General features: G+C 40.5%; 24 protein-coding genes and 1 tRNA gene. 21 read left to right on the top strand and 4 right to left on the bottom strand.

Translation table 11 applies throughout. The features are described 5' to 3' along the window. Window positions 1-89 precede the first annotated feature (89 nt). From ACTNC0_RS16345 to ACTNC0_RS16355, 3 genes are all read left to right on the top strand, one after another. Window positions 90-1,919 (top strand): efflux RND transporter periplasmic adaptor subunit, encoded by a 1,830-nt coding sequence (locus tag ACTNC0_RS16345; protein ID WP_441088215.1) that lies wholly within the window; start codon window positions 90-92, stop codon window positions 1,917-1,919. Beyond that, entirely contained in the window at window positions 1,912-3,144 is a 1,233-nt protein-coding gene (locus tag ACTNC0_RS16350; protein WP_441088216.1) for an ABC transporter permease, read from the top strand. Before ACTNC0_RS16345 ends, ACTNC0_RS16350 begins: the two co-directional genes overlap by 8 nt. A gap of 135 nt (window positions 3,145-3,279) precedes the next feature. Next, window positions 3,280-3,353, top strand: a tRNA-Arg gene (locus ACTNC0_RS16355). Window positions 3,354-3,585: 232 nt separating this feature from the next. On the opposite strand, the gene ACTNC0_RS16360 is transcribed toward ACTNC0_RS16355, so the two are convergent. Next, window positions 3,586-4,617 (bottom strand): 3-deoxy-7-phosphoheptulonate synthase, encoded by a 1,032-nt coding sequence (locus ACTNC0_RS16360; protein ID WP_441088217.1) that lies wholly within the window; start codon window positions 4,615-4,617, stop codon window positions 3,586-3,588. Between the two features lie 291 nt (window positions 4,618-4,908). On the opposite strand from ACTNC0_RS16360, the gene ACTNC0_RS16365 reads away from it, so the two are divergent. The 6 genes from ACTNC0_RS16365 to ACTNC0_RS16390 all read left to right on the top strand — a co-directional run bounded on the left by ACTNC0_RS16365 (window position 4,909) and on the right by ACTNC0_RS16390 (window position 10,540). Beyond that, on the top strand, window positions 4,909-5,145 hold the full coding sequence (locus ACTNC0_RS16365; RefSeq protein WP_022380801.1) for a hypothetical protein: 237 nt from the start codon (window positions 4,909-4,911) through the stop codon (window positions 5,143-5,145). A 73-nt stretch (window positions 5,146-5,218) separates the two neighbouring features. Further along, complete coding sequence (locus tag ACTNC0_RS16370; protein ID WP_441088218.1) at window positions 5,219-5,596, top strand: TnpV protein; 378 nt, start codon at window positions 5,219-5,221, stop codon at window positions 5,594-5,596. Between the two features lie 110 nt (window positions 5,597-5,706). Continuing rightward, on the top strand, window positions 5,707-6,102 hold the full coding sequence (locus ACTNC0_RS16375) for a DUF6483 family protein (RefSeq protein ID WP_004614494.1): 396 nt from the start codon (window positions 5,707-5,709) through the stop codon (window positions 6,100-6,102). A gap of 54 nt (window positions 6,103-6,156) precedes the next feature. Then, window positions 6,157-6,471, top strand: coding sequence for a DUF3784 domain-containing protein (locus ACTNC0_RS16380; RefSeq protein WP_117814605.1), 315 nt, complete (start codon window positions 6,157-6,159; stop codon window positions 6,469-6,471). Window positions 6,472-6,594: 123 nt separating this feature from the next. Next, window positions 6,595-7,455, top strand: coding sequence for a KilA-N domain-containing protein (locus ACTNC0_RS16385; protein ID WP_191403263.1), 861 nt, complete (start codon window positions 6,595-6,597; stop codon window positions 7,453-7,455). Between the two features lie 667 nt (window positions 7,456-8,122). After that, on the top strand, window positions 8,123-10,540 hold the full coding sequence (locus ACTNC0_RS16390; protein WP_441088219.1) for a GH39 family glycosyl hydrolase: 2,418 nt from the start codon (window positions 8,123-8,125) through the stop codon (window positions 10,538-10,540). Between the two features lie 186 nt (window positions 10,541-10,726). Here the strand turns inward: ACTNC0_RS16390 and ACTNC0_RS16395 are convergent, their stop codons facing one another. Next, complete coding sequence (locus tag ACTNC0_RS16395; protein WP_441088220.1) at window positions 10,727-11,710, bottom strand: Gfo/Idh/MocA family protein; 984 nt, start codon at window positions 11,708-11,710, stop codon at window positions 10,727-10,729. Between the two features lie 438 nt (window positions 11,711-12,148). Here ACTNC0_RS16395 and ACTNC0_RS16400 point away from each other — a divergent pair, with 438 nt between their 5' ends. The 6 genes from ACTNC0_RS16400 to ACTNC0_RS16425 all read left to right on the top strand — a co-directional run bounded on the left by ACTNC0_RS16400 (window position 12,149) and on the right by ACTNC0_RS16425 (window position 17,868). Further along, complete coding sequence (locus tag ACTNC0_RS16400) at window positions 12,149-13,510, top strand: MFS transporter (RefSeq protein ID WP_441088221.1); 1,362 nt, start codon at window positions 12,149-12,151, stop codon at window positions 13,508-13,510. A gap of 34 nt (window positions 13,511-13,544) precedes the next feature. Then, complete coding sequence (locus ACTNC0_RS16405; RefSeq protein WP_441088222.1) at window positions 13,545-14,417, top strand: sugar phosphate isomerase/epimerase family protein; 873 nt, start codon at window positions 13,545-13,547, stop codon at window positions 14,415-14,417. Between the two features lie 15 nt (window positions 14,418-14,432). Beyond that, the gene (locus ACTNC0_RS16410; RefSeq protein ID WP_441088223.1) at window positions 14,433-14,876 is read left to right on the top strand and encodes a C-glycoside deglycosidase beta subunit domain-containing protein; all 444 of its coding nucleotides are present in this window, start codon (window positions 14,433-14,435) and stop codon (window positions 14,874-14,876) included. 318 nt (window positions 14,877-15,194) lie between these two features. Then, window positions 15,195-16,034 carry a sugar phosphate isomerase/epimerase family protein gene (locus tag ACTNC0_RS16415; protein WP_441088224.1) on the top strand — a complete coding sequence of 280 codons (840 nt, stop codon included), beginning with the start codon at window positions 15,195-15,197 and terminating at the stop codon, window positions 16,032-16,034. A 76-nt stretch (window positions 16,035-16,110) separates the two neighbouring features. Beyond that, on the top strand, window positions 16,111-17,391 hold the full coding sequence (locus ACTNC0_RS16420; RefSeq protein WP_441088225.1) for a Gfo/Idh/MocA family protein: 1,281 nt from the start codon (window positions 16,111-16,113) through the stop codon (window positions 17,389-17,391). A 264-nt stretch (window positions 17,392-17,655) separates the two neighbouring features. Then, window positions 17,656-17,868 carry a hypothetical protein gene (locus ACTNC0_RS16425; protein WP_441088226.1) on the top strand — a complete coding sequence of 71 codons (213 nt, stop codon included), beginning with the start codon at window positions 17,656-17,658 and terminating at the stop codon, window positions 17,866-17,868. Window positions 17,869-17,876: 8 nt separating this feature from the next. Here ACTNC0_RS16425 and ACTNC0_RS16430 read toward each other — a convergent pair whose 3' ends face one another. Together ACTNC0_RS16430 and ACTNC0_RS16435 are read right to left on the bottom strand one after the other, a co-directional pair. Next, window positions 17,877-18,626 carry a helix-turn-helix domain-containing protein gene (locus tag ACTNC0_RS16430; RefSeq protein WP_441088227.1) on the bottom strand — a complete coding sequence of 250 codons (750 nt, stop codon included), beginning with the start codon at window positions 18,624-18,626 and terminating at the stop codon, window positions 17,877-17,879. Further along, complete coding sequence (locus tag ACTNC0_RS16435) at window positions 18,605-18,733, bottom strand: hypothetical protein (RefSeq protein WP_441088228.1); 129 nt, start codon at window positions 18,731-18,733, stop codon at window positions 18,605-18,607. Before ACTNC0_RS16435 ends, ACTNC0_RS16430 begins: the two co-directional genes overlap by 22 nt. 156 nt (window positions 18,734-18,889) lie before the next feature. Here ACTNC0_RS16435 and ACTNC0_RS16440 point away from each other — a divergent pair, with 156 nt between their 5' ends. The 6 genes from ACTNC0_RS16440 to ACTNC0_RS16465 all read left to right on the top strand — a co-directional run bounded on the left by ACTNC0_RS16440 (window position 18,890) and on the right by ACTNC0_RS16465 (window position 25,774). After that, a complete protein-coding gene (locus ACTNC0_RS16440) occupies window positions 18,890-19,081 on the top strand; it encodes a hypothetical protein (RefSeq protein WP_441088229.1) in 192 nt (63 codons plus the stop codon). Window positions 19,082-19,721: 640 nt separating this feature from the next. Continuing rightward, window positions 19,722-20,780, top strand: a complete 1,059-nt coding sequence (locus tag ACTNC0_RS16445; RefSeq protein WP_441088230.1) for a substrate-binding domain-containing protein — start codon at window positions 19,722-19,724, stop codon at window positions 20,778-20,780. Between the two features lie 162 nt (window positions 20,781-20,942). Then, window positions 20,943-22,430: a sugar ABC transporter ATP-binding protein gene (locus ACTNC0_RS16450; protein ID WP_441088231.1), complete on the top strand. Its 1,488-nt coding sequence runs from the start codon at window positions 20,943-20,945 to the stop codon at window positions 22,428-22,430. A gap of 29 nt (window positions 22,431-22,459) precedes the next feature. After that, entirely contained in the window at window positions 22,460-23,467 is a 1,008-nt protein-coding gene (locus tag ACTNC0_RS16455) for an ABC transporter permease (RefSeq protein ID WP_441088232.1), read from the top strand. Between the two features lie 220 nt (window positions 23,468-23,687). Further along, complete coding sequence (locus ACTNC0_RS16460) at window positions 23,688-25,025, top strand: MATE family efflux transporter (RefSeq protein WP_441088240.1); 1,338 nt, start codon at window positions 23,688-23,690, stop codon at window positions 25,023-25,025. Between the two features lie 50 nt (window positions 25,026-25,075). Continuing rightward, window positions 25,076-25,774 carry a metallophosphoesterase gene (locus ACTNC0_RS16465; RefSeq protein ID WP_441088233.1) on the top strand — a complete coding sequence of 233 codons (699 nt, stop codon included), beginning with the start codon at window positions 25,076-25,078 and terminating at the stop codon, window positions 25,772-25,774. Window positions 25,775-25,783: the final 9 nt, after the last annotated feature.

The raw sequence follows: 25,783 nt of genomic DNA on the forward strand, positions 1-25,783 counted from the left end.
TATTGGAGTGAGATAAATAACAGAATGATTGCATTAACTGCATTATTTTCTCAAATTGCTATAGACGTGAGGAGGAATCAGGTAAAATTATGAAAAAAAAGAAGAGTAAAAAGAAAATTATCATAGGTGCAGCTGCTGTTTTAGTTGTTGCAGGCGGTGTTACGGTAGCAGGACAGAGAAATTCAAAGGAAACGCAGATTACGCAGGTGTCGGTAGTAACGGCTGAGATGGGAGACGTTGAAGAAATCGTAGATGCTACAGGAACAGTAGGAAGTGAAGAGGAAAAGACATATTATTCTCCGGTAAACGCAGAGTTAAAAACAGTTTCTTTTTCCCAGGGAGATGTGATAAAAAAAGGAACGAAGCTGATTGAATTTAACACAGAGGATCTGGAGAAAGATAATCAGAAAGCTGAACTGAATTTAAAATCAACGAAATATGATACGAAAGACACCCTGAATAAATCTGATAAAGCAGAGAAGAAGCAGAAAGATGCGAAAAAGAATGTTCAGGAACTTGAGAAGAAGATAAAGGATAAGAAAGCTTATGTGGCGTCTTTGAAGTCTCAGATTTCGGCGGCAACAGCTGCGGCTCAGCGGGAAGCAGCAGCTCAGGCGTCCGCACAGGCAGCAGCCCAGGCACAGGCGCAGCAGCAGGAAGCGCAGGCAAAAGCCCAGGCCGAGGCGAAGAAACAGCAGGAAATTCAGCGCAAATATCAGGCGGCGCTTAATACATATAAGACAGAAACCCTGCCACAATACCAGCAGAAACTTTCCGGGCTGAATTCGCAGTATAACCAGGCACAGAGTACCTATAATCAGGCAGACACTGCATATCAGATGGCATTTGCCACATGGCAGGCAGATCCTTCTGATGAAAATATACAGGCCCTGAATGTTGCAGAAACTTCCAGAACTCAGGCACAGATTGCAATGCAGCAGGCAAAACAGGCATATGAGGATTATAAACAGCAGACACCTCAGATGCCGGACCTGTCTGATTTTACTCAAAATAGTTCCGGATTTTTAGAAGAGTTTACAGATGGTACAGAAGATGATACATCAGAGGAAGATACAGCGTCGGGAGATTATGCCTATAGTGGAAGTGACAGCAGCGCAGTAACTGCCGATACTTCTGCGTTGGAGAGTGCTTTGGAATCAGCCAGCGATGAACTCGCCGAGCTTCAGTCGGATTTGGCTTCTGAGAAAGCAATCGCAGAAGCAGATTCCACGAGTCTGACAAAAGAGGAAAAAGAGAAGTTAAAAGTAACCGATAACCTTTCTGAATTGGATGCAAAATCAGCTAAAGAGCTGGTGGAGGAAGGAAAGAAAGGAATCACAGCGGAATTTAATGGAATCGTTTCCAAGGCAGATATCAAACAGGGAGCGGCAGTTACCCAGGGAATGGAGCTTTTTACCATCCAGAATACAGATAAAGCGAGTGTGGATGTGACTCTTTCCAAATATGATTATGATACGGTAAAAGAGGGACAGTCTGCAGAAATCACACTTGGTGATAATACTTATCAGGGTACGGTGACTAAGATGAGTCATATTGCAGTGCAGAATGAGAAAGGCACACCTGTCATTTCTGCGACAGTAAGTATTGATGATCCGGATGATGATATTTTCCTCGGAGTAGATGCAAAGGTCAAGATTCATGCAGCATCTGCAAAGAACGTTGTAACTCTTCCGGTGGAAGTAGTGAATATCGGAAAAGATGGATCTTTCTGCTATGTGATAGAGGATGGTCTGGTGACGAAAAGAGATATCACAACAGGAATCAGCTCAGAGGACTATGTGGAAGTTATAGAAGGAATCAAGGAAGGCGAAGAAGTAATTTCTGATCTGGGAGATTATACAGAAGGAATGGAAGTACAGTCAGTTTCTGATCAGACAGGAGAGGATGCCGATGAGTAATCTGTATGAATATATCAAAATGGCAGTCCATAATATTATGGCAAATAAAGGCCGTTCTTTTCTGACTATGCTTGGTATTATCATTGGTATTGCATCCGTAATCGCAATCGTGTCTATCGGTGAGGGAACTAAGAATCAGATGAACAGTGAGATTGATGACATCGGTGGCGGACAGATTGCCATCAGTGTCAGCAGTGACGCCCAGACAGCGGAAGAGTGGATTACTGCTGATGATGTGGAGGCGATCAGAGAGCTGGACGAAGTGGAAGGTGTAAATGTTTCTGATTCTTTTGACGGAGAAACGACTACCGGTAAGGGAAACTTCACACTTATGGTGACCGGAGAAGGACCTGATGCGAAGTTGTTAAATAATGCAACAATGAAGCATGGAGTCTATTTTGGGGAAAATGAGGTCCAGGAAGGGAAAAACGTCTGTGTTATTTCTGATTCAGATGCGAAAAGGCTCTTTGGTACAGATGATGTTGTGGGAATGAGCATAGATGTTAACTGCTATGGTCTGACTAAGGGCTTACGTATCTGCGGTGTGACGACGCAGAAGGAGAATGGAACTTTTGTAAGCTATACATATGAAGGAATGCCGGTTACGGTTAATGTTCCATATACGACAATGAATGAGTTTACCGGTGTATCGGATTATTTTTATTCTGCGACGATACAGGGAGATAAGAGTCTGGACAGTCAGAAGATTGCAGACAAGGTAGTGAGTCTGCTGGAAAAAAGACATCAGTGTGCTGGTGAGGATTATTTCCAGGTGCAGAGTTTTCAGGATATTATGAGTTCTATGAATCAGATGCTGGATATGGTAACTGCATTTATCTCCTTTGTCGCAGGAATTTCACTGCTGGTTGGAGGAATCGGCGTTATGAATATCATGCTGGTTTCTGTCACAGAACGTACCAGAGAAATTGGCATTCGTAAATCATTGGGAGCGAAGACTTCTTCTATTATGATGCAGTTTCTGGCGGAGGCAGCGATTCTGACCGTAATTGGTGGTCTGATAGGAATTGTACTGGGTGTGATCGGAGGGTATGCGACCTGCTCAATCATAAGCAGTAGTATGGAGATGACGATCACACCTGGAATCAGCCTGAAGACGATCCTGGCGGCAACACTATTTTCCTGTGCGGTGGGTGTTTTCTTCGGAATCTATCCTGCCAAAAAGGCCGCAAAACTCAGCCCGATTGAGGCACTTAGACGTAATTAAGTTGTTGCAATTGCCATAATTGTGCTGTTCAAAAGAAAAAAATAAAAAAATTCAAAAAAAGTGTTGACAAATCATTCAGTATAGAGTACAATACTCATTGTTGTGAGGGAAACGAAATAAGAACTTCACAAGGATGTGCGTTTAGCTCAGCTGGATAGAGCGTTTGGCTACGGACCAAAAGGTCGGGGGTTCGAATCCTCTAACGCACGCTAATGAAAAATAGGACAGAGCATGAAGCTCTGTCCTATTTTTTTGTTCGAGTCCGGGTCGGACTCGAACGGGTTCAATCTACAAGGCTACCTGACCCTTTGGTTAGTCAGGTTCTGATAACAAATCCCGGAATGTTATGGTTAATTTTATACCAGAACATTCCGGGATTTGTTTATATCTTTTTTACTGAATCAAGTAAGTGGATGATCGGATAAATTTATCCGTTTGATATCAGCATTTCTCCGCAATATCATAGATAAGGCGTTCAGTATCTTCCCATCCAAGGCATGGATCAGTGATGGAGCATCCTGGGGTCATGTGATCGCTGATATCCTGGCGGCCCTCGAGAAGATAGCTTTCGATCATAACACCTTTAACCAGCTTTTTGAGATCCGGATTATAGTTGCGGCTGTGAAGTACTTCTGAAACAATACGGATCTGTTCCTTGTATTGTTTGTTGGAGTTTGAATGGTTGGCATCTATGATGATGGCAGGGTTCTTAAGATCTTTTTTGGCATACAAAGCAGACAGACGCATCAGATCTTCATAGTGGTAGTTAGGAATAGTCTGTCCGTACTGGTTTACACCACCTCTGAGAATTGTATGTGCCAGATCATTTCCTGAAGTTTCCACATCATTTCCTCTGTAGATGAAGTGGTGTGGATGCTGTGCAGCAGTGACGGAATTCAGCATAACAGAGAGATCACCGCTGGTAGGATTCTTCATACCGACAGGAATATCCATGCCGCTGGCAGTGAGACGATGCTGCTGGTTCTCTACAGAACGTGCACCTACAGCTTCGTAGGAGAGAATATCATCCAGATAGCTGCGGTTTTCAGGATAAAGCATCTCATCTGCAGAAGAGAGTCCTGTCTCCTGCATAACTCTCATGTGCATCTTGCGGATAGCAATAATTCCGGCAAGAAGGTCAGGAGCTTTATCAGGGTCTGGCTGATGAAGCATTCCTTTGTAACCGTCACCTGTGGTACGGGGCTTATTTGTATAAACTCGCGGGATGATCATCAGTTTGTCAGAGACTTTATCTGCCACTGTTTTCAGTTTGCGTACATATTCGCAGACTGTATCTTCGTTATCAGCGGAACAAGGTCCTACAAGGACGATAAATTTATCTGATTCACCGGTGAAGATACGGCGTATTTCTTCATCGCGTTGTTTTTTTACTTCTTTGAGTTCCTGGCTGAGAGGGTACTGAGATTTCAGAACCTCCGGTAAAGGGAGCTCGTGATTGATTTTCATAGACATGATCTGTTTCCTCCATATAAGTACATGCAGGTCTTTGATAATGCCGGAACTCAGGAATACTTTATACCTGACCGGACTGCCTGCACATTTTCCTTTACAAGTATAACATGGTGTTATCTAAAATTCCAGTACTTTAACACTTTAAACTGACATATTTTGAGAGAATGTAATCAGACCGTTTTTTATGCCTGTTTCTTAGCTTCACAAAAATGCTTTCAGATGTTACAATCAAATAAAAGATATGAGGAAAGAAATATCAAAAGAATACCAAAGAAAGTCGGGGTGAAGGTTATGGAGATTAAGAGTATTTTGATAAAGGACACAACCAGAGAGGAAAGAAAACAGATTGTGGAGGAATCTTTTGGGAATATTTCTGCAAGCTGTGATGGCTGTATGGCGGGGCTGGCAGAGATGTATCAGGAATATATTGATGGTACGAAGGAAATCCGCGACATTAACATGGAGTTTAATGCACATTACGTACGGGAAGATTTGGATGAGAAATCAAAGAGAAGCTGCCCGATGTAGATAAAACAACTATATGGGAAACTTGCAGACCCCGAATATGCAGGAAATAACAAGATAACAGGTGGAAAAGAAAATGAAGAAAACAATTTTTGAAGAACTGGGCGGCACTTATGTTAGATGTGGGGATTACTTTATCCCCAATCTTACTTTGCCGGAGGAAGAAGAACCGAGATTTGTTGGAGTATGGGGACAAAGGCATTTGAAGTATTTGAAGGAATACCGCAAGACTGTATATCTGGATCTGATGATGAGTGGCAGACTGAACAGTTATCTGGCAGATATAGAGGAACAGGCACAGGAAAGATTTGGAAAAATTGTGGAGCAGATGAAACAGGCTCAAGGAATTACCGAACAGTTAAAGGCAGATAACGCATTGGAATGGGTAGGCAGGATGAATAATATTCAGGCGTGTGCGAGAGAGATTGTGGACAAAGAGATAATTTACCAGTAAAAACATAATGGAGGGCAAGTCAGGAAATGGCTTGCCCCCTACTTTACAATAATACTGTTTGATGTATAATTAAGAACAACAGGATAAGTTGAAAGTTATGGAGGTGAAAAATGTATTTCACAGACGAAAAAGACTATATTATGCGAATGATAAAAGAAATGGTAAGAGTATTATTTTCTTTAATGTTTGGGAAAAAGTATGTTTCTGTTGAACTTGAAAAAGAAAATAAATATGAAGTATCAGGGAAAAATTTGAAAGATTTTCTTGATATGATTGATTCTGGGGAAATTAACGAAGCAGAGAATATACTTTTAGATAGCATTGATTATACAGACAGAAATGAGGTAATGGCAGCAGCTCTTTTCTACCAATACCTTAGTGAGAAGGATAGTGAGTTTTTGAAAAATAATAATTATACAAAAGAAGAAGTGATGTCTGGTTTTAAGCAATTACTTATGCAGTCAGGATATACTGATTTGCTATGTTTGGTCAAAGCTGAAGAGTAATGTAGAAAATTCAAAGAGATAAGAGTGATCGGTTGAAAGGAGAAATTGTATTATATGTTCTATATTGTTTTTGACTTTATGATGGCAGTGATTATGTTTTTGTTTGGAATGTGGTTTTATAAATCAGAAGGAAAAGCTGCTAATTTCTTGTCGGGTTATAATATGAAATCAGCGGATGAACGAAAGAAATACGATGAGAATGCTATGTGTAAGGCATATGGAAAAAGAATGATGTTTATGTCAGTTCCTTTTATTATTGGAATAATCATAGATATCCAATATCAAGGAATTGGTTGTTTGATTGCATGGGGGATATGGTTTATTATGTTTGTTTTGTTGCTTATTGATAGGCATAAAAGAGAACGTTAAATTTCAGTTGCGAAAATTGATGTGACAATTACATATGGCGAGAAATTGAAAAGAAAAATTAGAAAATTATTTTGAAAGAGAGTGTCCGTAATGTAGAAAGGGGGAAAAACAAGATTGAAAAACATGAAAATAGATGCAAATGGAACAGAAATCAGAGTGATGGGCGATGTTGTTAATGAGGATGCTTACATTTCACTCACTGATATTGCAAAATATAAAAATCCAGACAATGCTTTTATCGTGGTAGCAAACTGGATGCGCAATCATTCTACGATTTCATTTTTGGGCTTATGGGAACAAATTCACAATCCCAATTTTAAACCTATCGAATTCGATAGGTTTAAAGCAGAATCTGGAGATAATGCTTTTACATTGACACCACAGCAGTGGATAAAAGCAACGGATGCAATCGGTATCGTATCAAAATCGGGACGATATGGCGGTACTTATGCTCATACGGATATAGCGTTTGAGTTTGCTTCATGGATTTCTCCGGAATTTAAGCTTTATATCATCAAAGATTATCAGAGACTAAAGAAAGATGAAGCAGATCGGTTAGCGATTGGCTGGGATGTAAAGAGAGAACTTTCAAAAATAAACTATCGTATCCACACAGATGCGGTAAAAGAATTTTTAATAACTCCCACATTATCTCCGCAGGAAATGGCATATACATATGCGTCAGAAGCAGATATTCTAAATATGGCTTTGTTTGGAAAAACAGCAGCACAATGGAGAACTGAAAAAGGAATAAAAGGTAAAACTCCTAATATCAGAGATTTTGCTTCTGCGGAAGAATTGGTTGTGCTTATCAATCTGGAAGATACAAACGCAGATTTGATAAGACAGGAAGTGCCTAAAATTGAAAGGTTAAAAATATTAAGAGAAAAAGCATATAGGCAATTAGAGCTTTTGAGAAAGAACCAAGATACGATTGCGGCATTAAAGAAAAATCTTATTGAAGATACAGAAACAAATGGTTGATTTCCTAAGCAAAACCGCTTATAATCTGAATCGGAATATATTGCTATTATCCACAGCTACGGAGCGGGTGTTATCAATACCGATAACAAATTGATAACATTAGCCTGTATAGGCAGGATAATATGGATAAATCAAATAATTGAAGGAAAAGCGAACATGGCAATAAATAATCTCTAAACAAAATTGATTAGTAATTGTCGAGTTTGAATAATATTTTGTAACTGTTCAGCGGTCCACTAACTGTGAAGGTACTGAACAGTTATAATATTTTTTGCTCATCTTGTATTCAGTAAGTTGAGTTTAACCGAATCAAGTAAGTCCCCTGCTTCAATTGCGAGAAGCAATAAGCAGTGGGTGGGACTTGCTTGTATCAGGAGGGGTACAAGCCCCTCCTGATAAACTGCGGAGCAGTTATTCGGTTATGAGCAAGTAGCGAAAGCGGATTGCGAATATCCGATTGACTCATCCAAAAGCCGGAATGAAAAGAAAAAGATTCATTCTGGCTTTTTAATGTTTTTATTTGTCAGGATATTTCAAGATGCGGAGCAAAAAGAATTATGTTATGATAGAAGCAGCGTTTAAGAGAAAAAAGAACCAGCCGGATATGTGCAGTAAAAGTGGAAAATCCGTCTGATTTATTTAATATATAGAGAGGGGAAAGGGGTATATGGACATTAATGGCATGAATTATCGTGTACAGAAAGCAGAATCAAAAGAGGAGAATATCCAGACAGAACTTCTGCTTATATTTGTACTGGAAGGGGAAATGTCTCTGAGATATCAGGATGAGAAATATCTGATGAGAGCAGAGGATATTATTCTGATCAATCCGGGAATCAGTTATGAAATACATGATATCCGTAATGCCATGTATGGAATCGCATCTTTTTCCATGAGACTGACAAATTCATTGCTTCAGAACAGGCATATGATCTTCTACTGTAATTCTGTAGTAGATGAGGGACATTCTTATCAGGATTTAAGAGATATTTTCTTTCAGCTTACAGCAGAATATACATCCCGTGCGCATCAGACAAACTGCTACATCAACAGTATCATGCTGAAACTTCTGGATTGTCTGGTGGAGCATTATCAGTTAAATAAGGAAAGTATGGAAGTGTACGAAACAGAAAATGATGCCAGAATGCGTGAGATCATGCAGTATATTCTGTCAAATCTGGATCAGGAGATCAGCCTCAATGAACTGGCGGATCAGATGTTTGTATCAGCGTCTACTCTGTCGCGTATTTTTAAGAAGAATACAGGCGTTTATTTTGCAGATTATGTTATGCAGCTTCGAGTAAAGACTGCACTGGGACTGCTGAAATATTCAGAACAGAATATGACCCAGATTGCCATGACTTCCGGATTTACAAACTCGGCTTCTTTTAACAGAGCATTCCGTAAGATCATGGGGGTGACTCCTACAGAATACAGGGAATCTTATCGCACTGAGAGTATGAAACATGAGAAGCATAAAGAAGAGCAGGAAACAGAAATTCGCGAGGAATTAAAGAAAAAAGGATATGAACTTGGCAAGCAGGAGCGGACCACAAGAGTCTGTATTGATATGGAAGAGAATCAGGGCAGGAAATATGTAAAGACCTGGAACCGCATGATCAATATAGGACCAATATGGGATCTGAATAAGGCAAATGTCCAGTTTCATACGCTTCAGTTAAATGAGCAGCTGCATTTCCGATATATCCGTGTGTGGAATGTTTTTTCCAGAAAAATGATGATCAATGATGGAAAAACAATCGGCCAATATAATTATGACAGTGTCAATCAGGTATTGGACTTCATGGTACAGAATCGTCTGAAACCGTTTCTGGATCTGGGAAGAAGACCGGATACGGCGCTTCGCTCCGATGGTAAGGAAGTATTTTTTGAGGAACAGTATATTCCTTTTGCGTCCAGAGAAAACTGGGAATGTATGATGGATGATTTTCTGAGTCACATTGTAGACCGATATGGACAAGAAGAGGTATCCGAATGGATTTTTGAACTGGATCGTGACTGTATCCATGGGGACGATTCTGCAAATCTCAGACTGTATCAGGATGAACAGTATGATTTTTTTGAGGCATGGAAATATCTGTATTATGTGGTTAAAAATAAAATTCCGGATGCCAAATTTGGAGGAGTCAGCAGTATTGTGGTGAAAGACTGGAAGTTTCTTGTAAATTTCTATGAGCGCTGTAACCGGGAAAATGTAAGACCGGATTTTGCATCTTTTATTGTATTTCCTTATGATGTTTATAATACAGATAGTAATGAGATTGTGAGGAAAATTTCCCAGAATGAGTTTAATGAGGAGAACCAGATCCGTGAGATAAAGAAACTGCTGGAGCAGACAGGACTTGCGGATACTCCGATTTATATTACTGAGTGGAACAATACCATATCCAATCGTAATTATCTGAATGACAGTTGTTTTCGTGCGGCATATCTGGTAAAGAAAGTGGAAGCTCTGGTAGATCAGGTGGAAATGCTTGGGATTATGAGCGGAAGCGACTGGGTATCCAGTCATATGGATACGGTTGGCATTGTTAATGGAGGGATTGGACTTCTTACAAAGGATACAATCCGCAAACCCGCGTATTTTGCAGTGGATTTCCTGAATCAGCTTGGAGAATATCTGCTGGATAAGGGATCAAATTACATAATTACGCGTAAGGAAAGCGGGGATATTTATATTCTCTGCTTCTATTATTCATGGTTCAGACGCAGTTATTTTCTACAGGAAGAGGATGTGGATCTGCGCAAATGCAGCTCTATGGTATTTGAGGATGAAAGCCCGGTTCATTTGGATTTTCATTTCGAAAATCTCAAAGAGAGCGGGGAATATTATCTGAAAAAACGTACACTGAACAGGCAGAACGGAAGTATTCTGAATGAATGGGGAAAATTCCAGTATGATCTCAGACTGACAAGACAGGATGTGAAATATCTCCAGGGAATCAGTTCACCGACACTTTCCCAGAGTCGTGTGAAAGTGATCAGTGGAGACAATACACTGGATATGAAAGTGGTTTTGGAGCCACATGAGATTAGTCTGATCCATATTTTCTGCAGAAAATAAAATATGTTCATAAATAAAATCGCTGAATTATGGTAAAAGTGCTATGATTACTGATTGTCAGATTATTAATTTGACAATTGGTAACAGTACAAAACCAGATTCAGTGATTTTGTTTATTTGTCTATGTATTAAAGAAGTCATCAGCAGAGGACAAATCCTGAAGGAAGTTCTTGTAGATTATGAGGTTTATTTATCAGCAGGGAATGAAATCTGGCATTGCCTGCGGATTTCGTCCATCAGTTTCATGGCATCCAGAGAACGCTGTGTGTGAAGCTGATTCTGTTCCTGATCTTGGATCATGCGGATAAAATGTTCCACTTCATATTTCATATTATTTTCCGGCTCTCTGGAATAAACGACTTCTTCGGTTCCATCATTATAAATGATTTTCACATCTTCCGGGCAGTTGATCTCACGGATCAGCATGACACCTTTTTCGCCCTGAATCTCACTTGGCACTTTTGAATTTGTAATCTTGGAATATTCCACTTCTGCAATCATATCCGGATATCTGGCAAGGATGGTTCCTGCGCCGTCAATGTCTCCTCTGATCATATCTGAAAATCCGACAACTTGCTGAGGTTTTCCAAACAGACAGAGCAGGCCATGTACACAATAGGTTCCAATATCCATTAATGCTCCGGCAGAACAGTCTCTGCGGAAAATATTGTGGTCCTGCCCCTGAAGAAAACTGTCATAGCGACTGGAATACTGACAATAATTTACAGTCGCTCTGCGGATTACACCTAATTTATTCAGGTTTGCTTTTAAAGCATCCATTCCCGGATCAAATACAGAACGCATGGCTTCTAATAAAATCACATTATTTTCTGCAGCAGTCCGGAACATTTCTTCTGCCTCGTTCATGTTTGATGCAACAGACTTTTCGCAAAGTATATGTTTGCCTGCTTTCATCATTTGAATTGCCTGTGAGCAGTGAAAGGCGTTGGGGCTTGCTATGTATACAGCATCAATTGTCTGGTCTTCTGACAGTGATTCCAGATTATCATAGAATTTTTTTACACCATAAAGTGATCCAAATGATTTGGCATTCTCTATATTTCTTGAATATACTGCTTCTAGCTTAAATTCCGGTATATTATCAGCAGCATTAAGAAAATTTCTGGTAATCTTGCTGGTTCCTATGGTAGCAAATTTTATTTCTGACATGATTAATTCCCTCCTGAGATATATTCGGTGCAGTGCTATATAACGACGAGCGGATGATTTTATCTATCGGACTTTTAGCTGCTGCTCGGATGAAAAGATCTGATATTATTTTCAACCTGTCAGAACTTTTTGACAAGTGTTTTATGTATTTTATTTTCAAGATTCTTGCTGTTTAATTTTGCAGGAACGATAAGTGCAGACTTTTTGCAATAAATGTTTGACGATTGTTGCAGAGACATTTTTTGAATCTCTTGTTTGAAAATATTGGGACGGATTGCAGAAATTTTGCAGAGATTTTGCAGAGGCGATTTTGATAAAATACAATCATCAAATGATTGACAGACCGGTTGTTGATTAGATGCAAAACAAAAAAAGAAAGACGGAAGAACGAAAAGAAAAACTAAAAGTAATAAGAAGAGAAAAGAGGTAAATAAAAAGATGGAGAAGAAGCAAAAAGCTACAAAAGCAGCCACCATCTGCTATGGATTTGGGGATCTGGCTTCTCAGTTTGTGTGGACTTATGTTGGCTCATATCTGACAATTTATTACACGGATATCGTAGGCCTGACACCGATCGCAGTATCTGTAATCATGATGCTGGCACGTATCTGGGATGCAGTGAATGACCCGATAATGGGTGCGATCGCAGAGAGAACCCGATCGAAATTCGGAAGATTTCGCCCATACATAGCATTCGGAGCGCCATTTCTGGCAATTTTCAGTGTACTGACCTTTACTAATCCATTTGGTGGTAAATCCGCTGTAGGAGTAATTTGGGCAGCTGTAATTTATATTATTGCGGGTATGCTTTATACACTGGTAAACATTCCTTACGGTGCGCTGGCAGCGGTCATGACAGAGGATGCGGACCAGCGAAATGTGTTAAATACATCCAGAAATATCGGCATGAATCTGGGTATGGTGATTGTTAATGGTGTATCTGCAGGTCTGGCACTGAAATTCTCAGGAGCAGGAGCTGAGGTTGCCAACGGACATGGATATATGATGGTAGCGGTAGTTTATGCGATCATTGCAGTTCCTATGTTTCTGGTTGTTTTCTTTACTTCAAGAGAAGTGGTACAGCCAATGGGAGAGCCGCAGCCGTTCTCTTTTAAAGATACAGTGAGCAATCTGGTGAAGAATAAATACCTGATGATCATTACTCTGGTCATGGCACTTCAGATGACAGCGTTTATGGGAAGAATCGCAGTGACAGCATATTATGTGATCTACTGCCTTGGATCTTTTACAATGATCGCGTTGATCATGACAATCCCATCTCTGGGAGGTATCGTAGGATCATTCTTTGTTCCGTTTTTGGCAAAAAAGATTGGAAAAAGAAATGTGCTGATGTGGTCAATGATCATTCAGGGAATCGGTCTTGTGATCATGTATCTGGCACCATTTGATAATATGAAGATGGTTCTTGCAGGAGATATTATCTTTGGTCTGTTTAACGTAGGATTTCCAATGAGTCTTTCTATGGTGGCAGATTCTGTAGATTATATGGAACTAAAAACAGGAGCACGTACAGACGGTACTGCATATGCAACTTATGGTCTTGCTACGAAGTTCGGCAATGCAGTAGGCGGTGCATTTGGTGTTGTGATCATGAGTGCATTTGGTTATGTGGCTAATGCAGAACAGACACCACAGGCATTGAAAGGTATCAACTTTACGGTCAATCTTCTTCCGGCAATCCTGTTCTTTGTGGCAGCCGCAGCGTGCCTGCTCTGGAGAATGAGTGATAAGGATGCAGATGAGATCCGGGCAAAATTAAGAGAGAAACATAATGTTTAAAAGATAAGCAGAAATAAAAACAGGAGGTAGAAACATGTATAAATATGAAAAAAAAGGTCCTAAGCGTGGAGTTGCATTATATAGCTACTCTGCAGAATTTGGACTGACAAAGACACTTGAGGATTGCTTTGAAGATCTTCACGATATGGGTGCTCACGGAGTAGAGATCCTTGCGAATACACATATTGAAAATTATCCATATCCAACAGATGAATGGGTTGAAAACTGGTGGAGACTCTGTGATAAATATGAAATCGTTCCTGTAGAATATGGCAACTGGATTGATTCACATGTATTGGGTGACAGAGATCTGACAACAGAGGAATCTGTGGAAATGCTGAAACGTGATATCCGTCTGGCTCACAGACTTGGATTTACCGTTATGAGAACCAAAATGCCGGTGATCAATGATCTTCTGGAACCTGTAAAGAACTGGAAAGAGATCATCAAAGGGGCTCTGCCGCTGGCAGAAGAACTTGGGATCAAGATGTGTCCGGAAATCCATACACCATCTAATCTGCAGGGAAAACTGGTAACTGATTTCGTGGACTTTATCAAAGAAACCGGTACAAAAAACTTCGGATTAAACATTGACTTCTCTGTTTTCAGAACAGAGTTCAAAGAGGGGGAATGGATTGATCCTAACTATACTCCGAATAAACCGAAAGATATCATTCCGCTTCTTCCATATATTTATTGCTGCCATGCAAAATTCATCAATATGAGTGACGATTTCCAGGAAACTACAATTCCTTATCCTGAAATCATTAAAGTTATGCAGGAAAATGGATATGAAGGTTATCTTCTGAGTGAGTATGAAGGTGCTGATAAATATGAAGATGGCTATGAAGTTGGACAGACACTGAGAAAACAGCATATCATGCTGAAAAATCTGCTGGGAGATTAAGGAGGAGAGTACATTATGGAAAAACAGGTTATTCAGTCCGTTGGATTCAGAAATATAAAAGACGAAGAAGGAAATGTAACAGGTTTTCAGTTTAAGGTAAGACTGCCTTATTACAGAGGAATTTTCCTTTCACAGATTCGTCCTGGTACATTATATGTAGACGGAGAAAAGATTGAAAAAGAGGATATTGTGTGGAATATCAAAGGAGAAGATTTCACAAACGAAGAAATGGCAGCAGATTTCCAGACTCACTGGGCAGTTACTACTCCTGCAGTTCTGAAAGTGAAGAAACCAGGCGGTCTCGCACAGGGGTATCATGACTTGAAATATGGTTTCTGCTTTACATCTTCCTATATGCCTCCGATCATCCAGTCAAATCTGGATCCAGATCAGGAAAGCATGATATTTATGCCGGAGTTCGGACATCATGTGAATGAGAGACGACTTCTGATCGTATAAAAAATAAAGAATACAGACAGTGGTTACCTGTCTGCATCTTAGTAAATATAAAACCCGTCCAGAGTGTTATTTCCGGACGGGTTTTATAATCTTATGGTGTGCAACAGATATAATGCATTTATTGCAGAGCTGTTTTCACAGGTGATGGATTGTGCAAAAAATTTATGAGAAAGTGAAAACTCGGAAAATATTTTGAAGAGGCAAAAAGGTAATATATAGTCAGAAAGAAACAAGAGCACTTCAAAAAACAAAATAATAGGAAAAGAAAAGCTGATAAGTAATGATAAGCAGACAATTAAGAAAGAGAGGAAAAGAAAAATGAGTAAGAAACTTCCAGTTGGTATTCAGGTTTATGGATTAAGGGATCTCCTGGAGAACACTCCTGAGAACTTCAGGGATGTAATGCAGAAAGTGAAAGATTTAGGATATGATGGTGTAGAACTGGCAGGTCTTTACGGACTGAAACCGGAGTATGTAAAAGAGGTTCTGGATGAAGTTGGGCTGATTCCAATCAGTGCACATGTGCCATTTGCAGACATGATGGAGAACTTAGATCAGATCATCAAAGATTATACAACGATCGGCGTGAAATATCTGGTAATGCCTTACATGGCAGAAGAATACCGTCCGGTTAACCCGGAAGGATTTAAGAAATTCCTTCCACTTCTGAATGAAGTAGGAGAGAAGATCCATAATGCAGGTATGACATTCCTTTATCACAATCATGACTTTGAGTTTGTCAAACTGGAAGATGGACAGTGGGGATATGATGCAATGTTCGATGCAATTCCACATGACAATCTGATGTCAGAACTTGATACCTGCTGGTGTGATGTAGCAACAGGGGAAGCACCGGAATTTGTTAAAAAGTATACAGACCGTATCCCGGTTGTACATCTGAAAGACTACATCAAAAAAGGTGAAGTTAAGAACATGTACAAACTGATCGGTATTGAGACAGAAGAGGAAGAGGGAGACACAGGCTACTTCGGATTCCGTCCGGTAGGTTTCGGACAGATGATCTGGGAGCCGGTACTGGAAGCATCTCTGGAAGCCAATGCAAAATGGGTGATCGTAGAGCAGGATGAGCATTACGAGATGGAACCACTGGAATGCGCAAGGAGAAGCCGTGAGTATCTGAAGATTCTTGGATGGTAGAAATGGAAATAAAATTCGTAACAGATTTTGAGTTATACAGAAAAAGATTAGAAAACGAAAAAAGGAGATATAAATCATGAAAGAAATTAGAATCGCCATTATCGGAACAGGAATGATTTCCCACAGACATATGACAGTTATCCAGAATCTGCAGAAAAAAGGACAGGCTCTTAAAGTTGTAGCTGCAGCAGAGATCGACAAATCAAAACTGGAAGCATTCGGAAAACAGTATGGAATCCCGGAAGAGAACCTGTATCAGGACTTCCGCGAAATGCTCAAGAGAGATGATATCGATGAAGTAGAAGTATGTGTACATAACAATCTCCATACATCTGTAGCAACAGCAGTTATGGCAGCAGGATTTGACTGCTATTCAGAGAAACCAATGGCAGCAAGCTACGCAGATGCAAAAATTCTCTATGATGCACAGAAGAAATATGGAAAGAAACTTGCTGTACAGATCAGCTCTATCTACAACCCGCAGACACGTATCGCAAAGAAGATGATCGAAGAAGGCAAACTTGGTAAAGTTTATCATGCAAGAAGTGTAGGCCACAGACGTCAGGGACGTCCTGGATATGATATGCCATTCTTCAGCAAAGATTTCATTAATCCTAAGGTTGGCGTACACGGACCACTTTTCGATCTTGGTATTTATCATCTGGCTCAGATGCTTTATGTACTCGGCATGCCGGAACTTGAAAGTGTATATGGTTTCCAGTCCTGCGACTACTGGACAGATGAAAGAATTGACAAGATTGCAAACCGTACAGCTCCTGTAGAAGACCTTGGTGTTGGTATGGCACGTTTCAAAGGCGGTCTTTCCATGGATATCTATGAAGACTGGGCTATGCATATGGATGATATCGGAACAAGCTTTATCGCAGGTTCTACAGGCGGTCTGAAATTTATGGATGTAGATACCACAGGCGGTCCTCTTGCAGTTCCGGAAGGTGGACAGATCATGGGCGGCGGTGCTCTTCAGAAACCTAGATTAGAGTGGTTCGGCGTTGATGCAGAAGGAAATCTCTTTGACAATAAACTTGACTGCGCAATCGGTGATATCACAGGTCAGCAGGAACTGATGCTTCATCCTGAAATGGAAATGTATAATGACAACCAGTTACAGTGGTACTCCTACTTAAGAGGAGATTTAGACGATACAACAAGAATCGACTCCCCATACATTGCAATGCAGACAGCATTCCTTTCCGAAGGTGTGGTACTTTCCAGTGAACTCGGTCGCAGCGTAACAGCAGATGAGATTAAGGCTATGTCCAAATCCATCGCACTCCGCGAACAAGAAACACCATTTGGAACAATCAAATACGATTTCGACGAATATAAACCAGAATAAGATAAAAACAAAATAAAATGATGTAACAGATAAAGCACAGGTAGTTCAGATATCTGTGCTTTATCTGGAAATGGGGTAAATATAGACAGAAATTATTTCGAGAATTATGTAAAAGCCTACCATGGGGAAGAAGAATTTCTGGTACAGATTCCACAGGTACGCCGTGTCCCGAGACTTATGGATGCAGTGCGTGAATCTGGCCGCACAGGTAAATCCATTGATTTTGAATAAAATCAGTCTGATTTTTTTCAGGAGATTCAAACTATGACATCAGAAGAAAAAAGAATAGAATTGTGTGCTCCTGATGGAAACAAAAAGAGAGCATGTTATGCAAAGCCAGTAGTGATTGAAAGTAACTGCTGGTTTGGGGAAAATGTAACAGTGTGTTCAGGTGTAACAATTGCAGAAGGCTGTGTGATCAGGGAAATTACAGAAATGGATTCTGTAAAACAGATGCCGGCATGTATGGCGCAGTGAAGATAGTATTATAAATATTTATCTTCGACAGTACTGCCACGTGACTGTCTTGGAGTCATGCCGTAAAGCTCCTTGAAAAGCCGGTTGAAAATGGTCTGATTGGTGAAGCCGCTTTCATTCATTACCTCAGAAACAGGCAGGTCGGTAGTTGCGAGGAGGCGTCCGGCGTGGGAAATCCGCACCTCGTTTAAATAACGCAGAAAAGTAATTCCCATATGCTGTTTAAAAAAACGGCAGAAATATTCTCTGCTGAAACCTGTCTGTGCTGTCATCTCATCCAGAGTGATTTTTTCCATGTAATGTTCATTTACATAGGTGATGATCTCACGGATGGTATCATTGGGGTGATTTTGTGCGGTTGCAGCTCCCGGTGGAGAATAAACAGAAAAATATCGGATCATATCTGCAAGCATCAGCAATGCCGTGCCGTCTGAACGCATGGCGCTGGTGCTTTCGTCTTCTATATTGGTACGGGTCAGGTCATGGGCGAGCTGACACAGATGGATGTATTGCGTAGACTTTGGATCGTCTAAAGGCACAGGACGGCACTTGATATGATATAATTCCAGATCCGGACAGTAAACAGAGAGCTGTTTTTTGTCTACATGGATGCACAGAAACATATACAGATTGGAACTGGAATGGATAGAGTGCACTTCGCTGGAGTCAAAAACGATCAACTGGTTGCGGGTAAGAGTAATCGTTTCATGATCTACATGGATCGTAACTTCTCCGTTCAGGCAGAATAAGATCTCCATAGCTTCATGCCAGTGCATGGGCAGATGGGGGCTTTCAAGTGCTGCATGGAAACCTGGATTCCCAGATTCCCCAGGGGATGCAATGCTTCATGATATGCTTTTGCCATGGGAAATCCCTCCTTTATATTTCTTGAATGTCAATATCATTGTAAAACAGGATAATTATAGCACTGGTTTCATATTGAAAACAAGGCTAAAATACAGGATGTAATAAGGGAAACAAAGAAATGTAAAAAATAAAGAAAATAACAGGAGAGGATAAAATGAGTACAGTAGCTATTTCTAAAAATAATGCAATGACTATAAACAAAAAAGCAACATGGGTAGAACGTTTCAAAAAATATGTTCTGGATAATGCTGATTATTTTGCAGCAAGCTCCGCAATGCTGACAGGCAATTCTTCTACAGCAGTACAAATCATGAAGGACTCCAGACGTTATGCAGCAAAACACTAATCAGATAATAAAAACGGAAATAAGAGAAATAGAAATAACAGAATCAGATATAAAAAAGCAGTCACTGCGTTACAGGAAATTTAATTTTCCGTGTAATGTGTTGGCTGTTTTTTTTATTCTTTTACAATGGGAAGTGCTTCATGGATGATCTCACGCCCTTTATAAAGACGGCTGTCGATCCAGTGACCATATTCGGCAGGGACAATCTCATATTTTTTTAAAAGTGTAAACTATTTACGAGGATTGCTATAGGTCAGGATAAGATGGAATATGAGAATTTGCCAGAATTTCGATGCCATGTGCACCACAGTCATACATATCTTTCAGACAGTCTTCCAGATCCATAGATATACCGTACTCGCCGGAATAACTGAAAACAGAAAGTGTTCAGACTTTATTTTTGAAACTATGCAATAAATGACAGGTAGTTGTTTCGTCTGTTGCATACATTGAGACAGAGGATGCAATATACGGCTATGAAATGGAAATCTGTGAAAGGCAAGACAGAAGTAAAAAATATAGAATAAAAACAGATAGAAAAAGAGAACGCATACAAAACAAATACAGATATGCGACATATATCTGAACTACATGAAATCAATGAAAAATAGAATTTTAAAATGAAAAGGAGAAATCAATCATGAAGAGAAAAGCATTAGCAGTAGTTTTAGCAGCAGCAATGACAGCAAACATCGGAGCAGTTACCACATTTGCAAAAGATGCAGAGGGCACACATATTTATGTTCTGACAGCATCAGAAGACCATGGTTGGACAGGTTCTGTAGCAACTTTTGCCAAGGAAAAAGCAGAAGAGATTACCAATGATGGAACTTATACAGCAGAAGTTATCACTTCCGCAGATGCAAATGAACAGATTACAAAGATTGAAGATATCGTAGCAAGTGGAGAGGACAACATTGCAGTTGTAGTTCAGCCGATGGATGATACTGTACAGTCTGCAATCCAGCAGTTAGTAGATGCAGAAATCCCATATGTAGCATTTGACAGAATCATTGATGCAGTTGCACCGTCAGCAGTATCCAATGTTAAAGGTGACAACGAAGGTATCGGCGCAGGTGCAGCCGCTTATTTCGTAGAGCAGGGAATGCAGCCTGGAGATGCAGTTTATGTATATGAAGGCGATACTTCATCCGTAACAACTCTCCGTGACCAGGGATTCACAGAATACCTGACAGGAGAAATTGAATTTGATGGAAAAACAATCGAAGATAATCTGAAATGGACGGAGGATGATCTGAAAGCAATTACTTATTCCGGAGCTATGAACTGGAGCCGTTCTGATACAAAAGAATCCTATGAATCTCTGATGGGAGATGAATCTAACGCAGCTATTAAATGGTTCTACGCAGAAGATGATGAACTTGCAATGGGGATTCTGGAAGCATTAAATGGTGGCGGAATCAGTGATTCTACAAAAGAAGCCATCTATGAGACAAAACCTGTGATCACAGGATGCGGTGGTCTGGATGAGTATTATGAAGTACTCAGAGGAAACTCTTACACAGATATTACAGAAAATCTGGGCGGTGTCATGAGCGTTACTTACAGCCCTGCAATGATTCAGACAGCAATCCAGGATATGGTAGATTATCTGGACGGCAAAGATGTAGAACAGGATCATGTGATTGCATGTGAGAATGTAACACCTGTGAATGTAGACGAATATCCGTCTTTCTAAATGAATGTAGAGCAGTTATCCGGCAGAATGGTATTTTATATGTCCGGTTATATAACAGTCAGCTTCTAAGTAACAGTTACTTTTATTATTGGGTTTTTTCTTTCAGGAGTGGTCGCTCCCTCCTGAAGGAATGCCCTCCACAGGGAGGCGCAGTAAATAGAAATGAAGATACTGGAAATGAAAAATATCTGTAAATCATTCAGCGGAGTACCGGTTCTCAAAAATGTAAATCTTACAGTAAATGCCGGAGAGGTACATGCATTATTAGGAGAAAACGGAGCCGGAAAATCCACACTGATGAATATTCTTACAGGTATTCATTCAAAAGATAAAGGAACCGTCACCTTTGACGGAAAGCAGTATGATCATATGACGATTCGCGAATCCGAGAAAGCGGGAATCGCCTTTGTGCATCAGGAATTAAATTTATTTAATGACTTAATGGTATACGAAAACATTTTTCTGAACAATGAATATCAGAAGGGATTTGGCAGACTGGATAAGAAAAGAATGATTCGGGAAGCCAATGAACTTTTTGAGAAACTGGGCGTTTCCATTGATGCAGAGGAAAAAGTAGAGCATTTAAAAACCAGTGAAAAGCAGCTTCTGGAGATTGCAAAAGCATTGTTTTTCCATGCGAAGCTTCTGATTTTGGATGAGCCTACTACTTCTCTGAATAATGAGGAAATTGACCATTTGTTTGAAATTATCAATAGATTGAAACAGCAGGGAACGGCATTTATTTTTATTTCACATAAGATGCCGGAAATTTTTGCACTTGCAGACCGTTATACTGTGTTATGTAACGGAGAATATGTGAATAGCGGTGAGATGAAAGACATTACACCACAGCATGTAACTGCGCTGATGGTGGGAGAGAAATATTCCGCAGAGGATGTTTACTGTCCGAGAAAGAATGGAGATGTTATTTTAAAACTCTCAGATTTCTCAGGTGCTGGTTTTTCTCATGTAGATCTGGAGGTCAGAAAAGGACAGATCATCGGAATTACCGGACTTCAGGGTTCCGGAAGCGGAGAGGTGCTGCAGGGAATGTTCGGGGCGCTTCACGTAAGCCATGGCAGCATGGAAGTAGCAGGAAAAAAGGTTCCGCTTAATTCCATTCATGGTGCTATGAAAGCAGGAATTGCCATGCTTGCATCCAACCGAAAAGAGAATTCGGTAATTCCGGATATGAGCCTTCTGGAGAATATGTATCTGGCAGAGCAAACGCTTTCTGTCGGGAAATTTCATATCAGAAAGAAAGAGGAAGAGGAGAAATTTCAGCAGTATAAAAAGACGCTGAGCATCAAAGCTCAGGACAGTTCTGACAGTATTCTATCACTCAGCGGCGGAAATCAGCAGAAGATTTTTCTGGCAAGATGGTTGAATACAGATGCGGATATCCTGCTTCTGGATAATCCTACACAGGGAATTGATGTAGGTGCAAAAGCGGAGATTTACAGACTGATCCTCCAGCTTGCGGAGTCCGGAAAAACGATTCTGATCAATACGCTGGAGATTCCGGAGATACAGAAAGTAGCAGATTATTGTGCAGTTTTCTATGAAGGGACAATTGTGAAAATACTGCCGCATGAAGAGATTGACGCAAAGACGGTTATGATGTATTCGACAAATGCAGTAACCGCATAAGAGTTGTAGTTTACATGGGAGGCTTTAAGATGAAGAAAAAAAGTAAGGGATTTTCACATATTTGGTCCCAGTATAGTTATATTATAGTATTTTTTGTAATCTTTGCGGTTTATGCCATTGCCAGTAACGGGCTGACGTGGAGTGCAGTAATGAATATTTTCAGACATTCCGCAGTAATCGGAATCATTGCCATGGGTATGGGACTGATTTGCCTGACAGGGGAGATTGACCTTTCGGTGGGCTCTATGCTGGCAATGACTGCCGGATTTGCTGTAGTTGTCTACAATAAAACAGGAAGTATCCTGGTTACTTTGATTTTTGCACTGATATTTGGTGCATTCTGCGGACTGGTCAATGGTGTGCTGGTAGGATGGGCAGAAATGCCGGCGTTTATTGTGACACTGGCAACTATGCTGATCTTCCGTTCACTGGCACAGTATATCTGCCAGCATATTGATAAGGCACTTATTGGCGGTGGAAGTTCTGTGTATCGTATGGATTCCAAGATTTCCAGTTATCAGAGTTTCTATCAGCTTGGAAATGGAAAGGTAGCGACTATTCCATATGTTGGAATTTTTCTGATACTGATTACGATTTTATTTGTGTATCTTTCTACAAGCACAAAGTTTGGAAAGAAAATTTATGCAATTGGAAGTAATCAAAAAGGTGCAATGCTGTCAGGAATCAATGTGAGTCTGATGAAGATCAGTGTGTTTGTAGTTGCAGGACTTCTGGTTGGACTGGGAGCATTTCTCTGGATCGCCATGAACGCATCCTGTGACCCGGCAACTACCGGAAAGAGCTATGAAATGTACGCGATCGCAGCAGTAGTTCTTGGCGGGATTAGCATGTCCGGCGGCAAAGGCCAGTGCCTGGGAGTATTCTTTGGAGCAATGTCTTATACGATCATTGATAAGATTATTGTCGCACTGAAAATGGATTCTCTTATTAACGATGCAATCAAAGGAACCATTCTCCTCCTCGTAATTCTCATCCAGACAGCAGGACCGAAGATCAGGGAGAAATTGAGAAAATGATACAGTAAGTAATGATGACCGATAAGGTGCGAAAACGTGTATACTACGATTCTGATAGACATAGATTGATTATTGAACTTACATATTGCTAAAGTTATAATAAGATCAGAGATTTCACAGATTTCTGGTCTTATTTTATGTTAAAAGATATGAGTGATATTTGTTGATCAGAAAAGTTTGGGAAGGTTATATGATTTTACCAGGGAAGGGGAAAAGAATTGTGGTTACAGATCTTACGAAGGAGCATCCGAACAAAACGTTGTGGCGTTTCCTGTTGCCGATGATGCTCAGCGTGATGTTTCAGCAGATTTACAATATTGCAGACAGTATGATCGCAGGAAAATTTGCGGGAGAGGATGCGCTGGCTGCAGTTGGAGCATCTTATCCGATCACTGTGATATTTATGGCATTTGCGGTGGGAATGAATCTGGGAACTTCGGTGATTGTGTCCAGATTATTCGGAGCAGGTGACAGAAAAGGGGTAAAAAGAGCAGTTACAACTGCATTTGTGGCATCAGGGGTACTTGGAATTGCACTGACTGTGTTTGGATGTGTGGCATGCAGAAGTATGATGGTATGGATCCGGACACCGGAGAATATTCTGGCAGATGGAGAACTGTATCTGAAGATTTATGTGTTTGGATTACTTTTCCTGATGCTTTACAATGTCTGTACAGGTGTCTGTACGGCGCTTGGAGATTCTAAGACTCCTCTGTATTTCCTGCTTGGTTCTTCTGCCGGAAATATTCTGTTGGATTTTCTGTTCGTGGCGAAATTTCGCTGGGGAGTTAGTGGTGTAGCATGGGCAACATTTATTGCGCAGGGGATTTCGGCAATCCTGGTTTTGATCACGGTGCTTCACAGACTCAGTGCCATGACTGCGGATAAACAGCCGCTATTTGATGTAAAATTATGCAAACAGATTCTGGCAATCGCAGTGCCGAGTATTTTGCAGCAGAGTGTGCTTAGCGTAGGAAATCTGGTGGTGCAGGCGATTATTAATCAGTACGGTTCAGCAGTTGTAGCAGGATATTCAGGAGCAATTAAGCTGAATACTTTTGCTGTTAATATTTTTATGACGCTAGGTTCCTGTTTGTCCAGTTATACTGCACAGAACCTGGGTGCAGGGAAGCCGGAGAGGATTCCCATGGGATTTAAAACGGGTTTAAAATTGTCAGAACTGACAGCATTGCCATTTGTGATTCTGTACTTCGGTTTTAGCCACCAGATGATGAGTTTGTTTCTTAATGCAGAGAGCACAGGAGCATTGGATGCAGGTGTGGCATTTCTACATATTGTATCGCCTTGGTATCTGATGATTGTGGTCAAGCTTATGACGGATGGGATTATTCGTGGATATGGTGCTATGCTTTATTTCGTATTGGCTACGATTCCGGATCTGATTTTGAGAATTATATTTGCACTCATTTTCTCGCAGAAATTTGCAAGTACAGGGATCTGGATGGCATGGCCGTTTGGATGGCTTGCGGCTACGGGACTGACGATTTTCTTTTACAGGAAAGTGCTGAAGAAGATGGGGGTTTTAGAAGGAAAATAATATACCAGCTGAATAATTTTTAAAGTCGGTTAAGGAGGTACGTTTAGAAGATGGGTTTATACGCGATTGGTGATTTTCACCTGTCATTTACAGTCAATAAACCAATGGATGTATTTGACAAGAGATGGAAGAATCACGTAGTGAAAATAGAGAAATACTGGAAGAAGAAAGTAACAACACAGGATACGGTAGTGATCACAGGTGATCATTCCTGGGGACGGAATCTGGAGGAGTGCCGGGCGGATTTAGACTTTATTATGGCTCTGCCGGGCAGGAAGATTCTGCTTAGGGGAAATCACGATATGTTCTGGGATGCGAAGAAGACAGAAAATCTGAATGAGATGTTCAGAGGAAAGCTGGAATTTTTGCAGAATAATTTTTATACATATGAGGATTATGCGCTGGTGGGAACCAAAGGCTACTGTTATGAAGGAAAAGACAGCTATGAGCATTTTCTGAAGATCCGAGAGCGGGAGTTGGGGCGGCTGCGCTGCTCTTTTGAAGCGGCGAAAGCAGCAGGATATGAGAAGTTTATCATGTTTCTTCATTATCCACCTACAAGTATTGGAGAGATGGAGAGTCCGTTTACCCTGATGGCACAGGAATTTGGCGCCGAGAAGGTGATCTATTCTCATTGTCATGGAGAGAAGCGGTATGATGACAGCTTTAAAGGCTATGTGGATGGAATAGAGTACAAGCTGGTGTCAGGAGACTATCTGGACTTTAAACCGGAGCTAGTATTACGCTAATGGTAATCT

Origin of the sequence: Blautia sp. HCP3S3_B11, from assembly GCF_052064435.1 — a bacterium.
Taxonomy (GTDB): Bacteria; Bacillota; Clostridia; order Lachnospirales; family Lachnospiraceae; genus Blautia_A.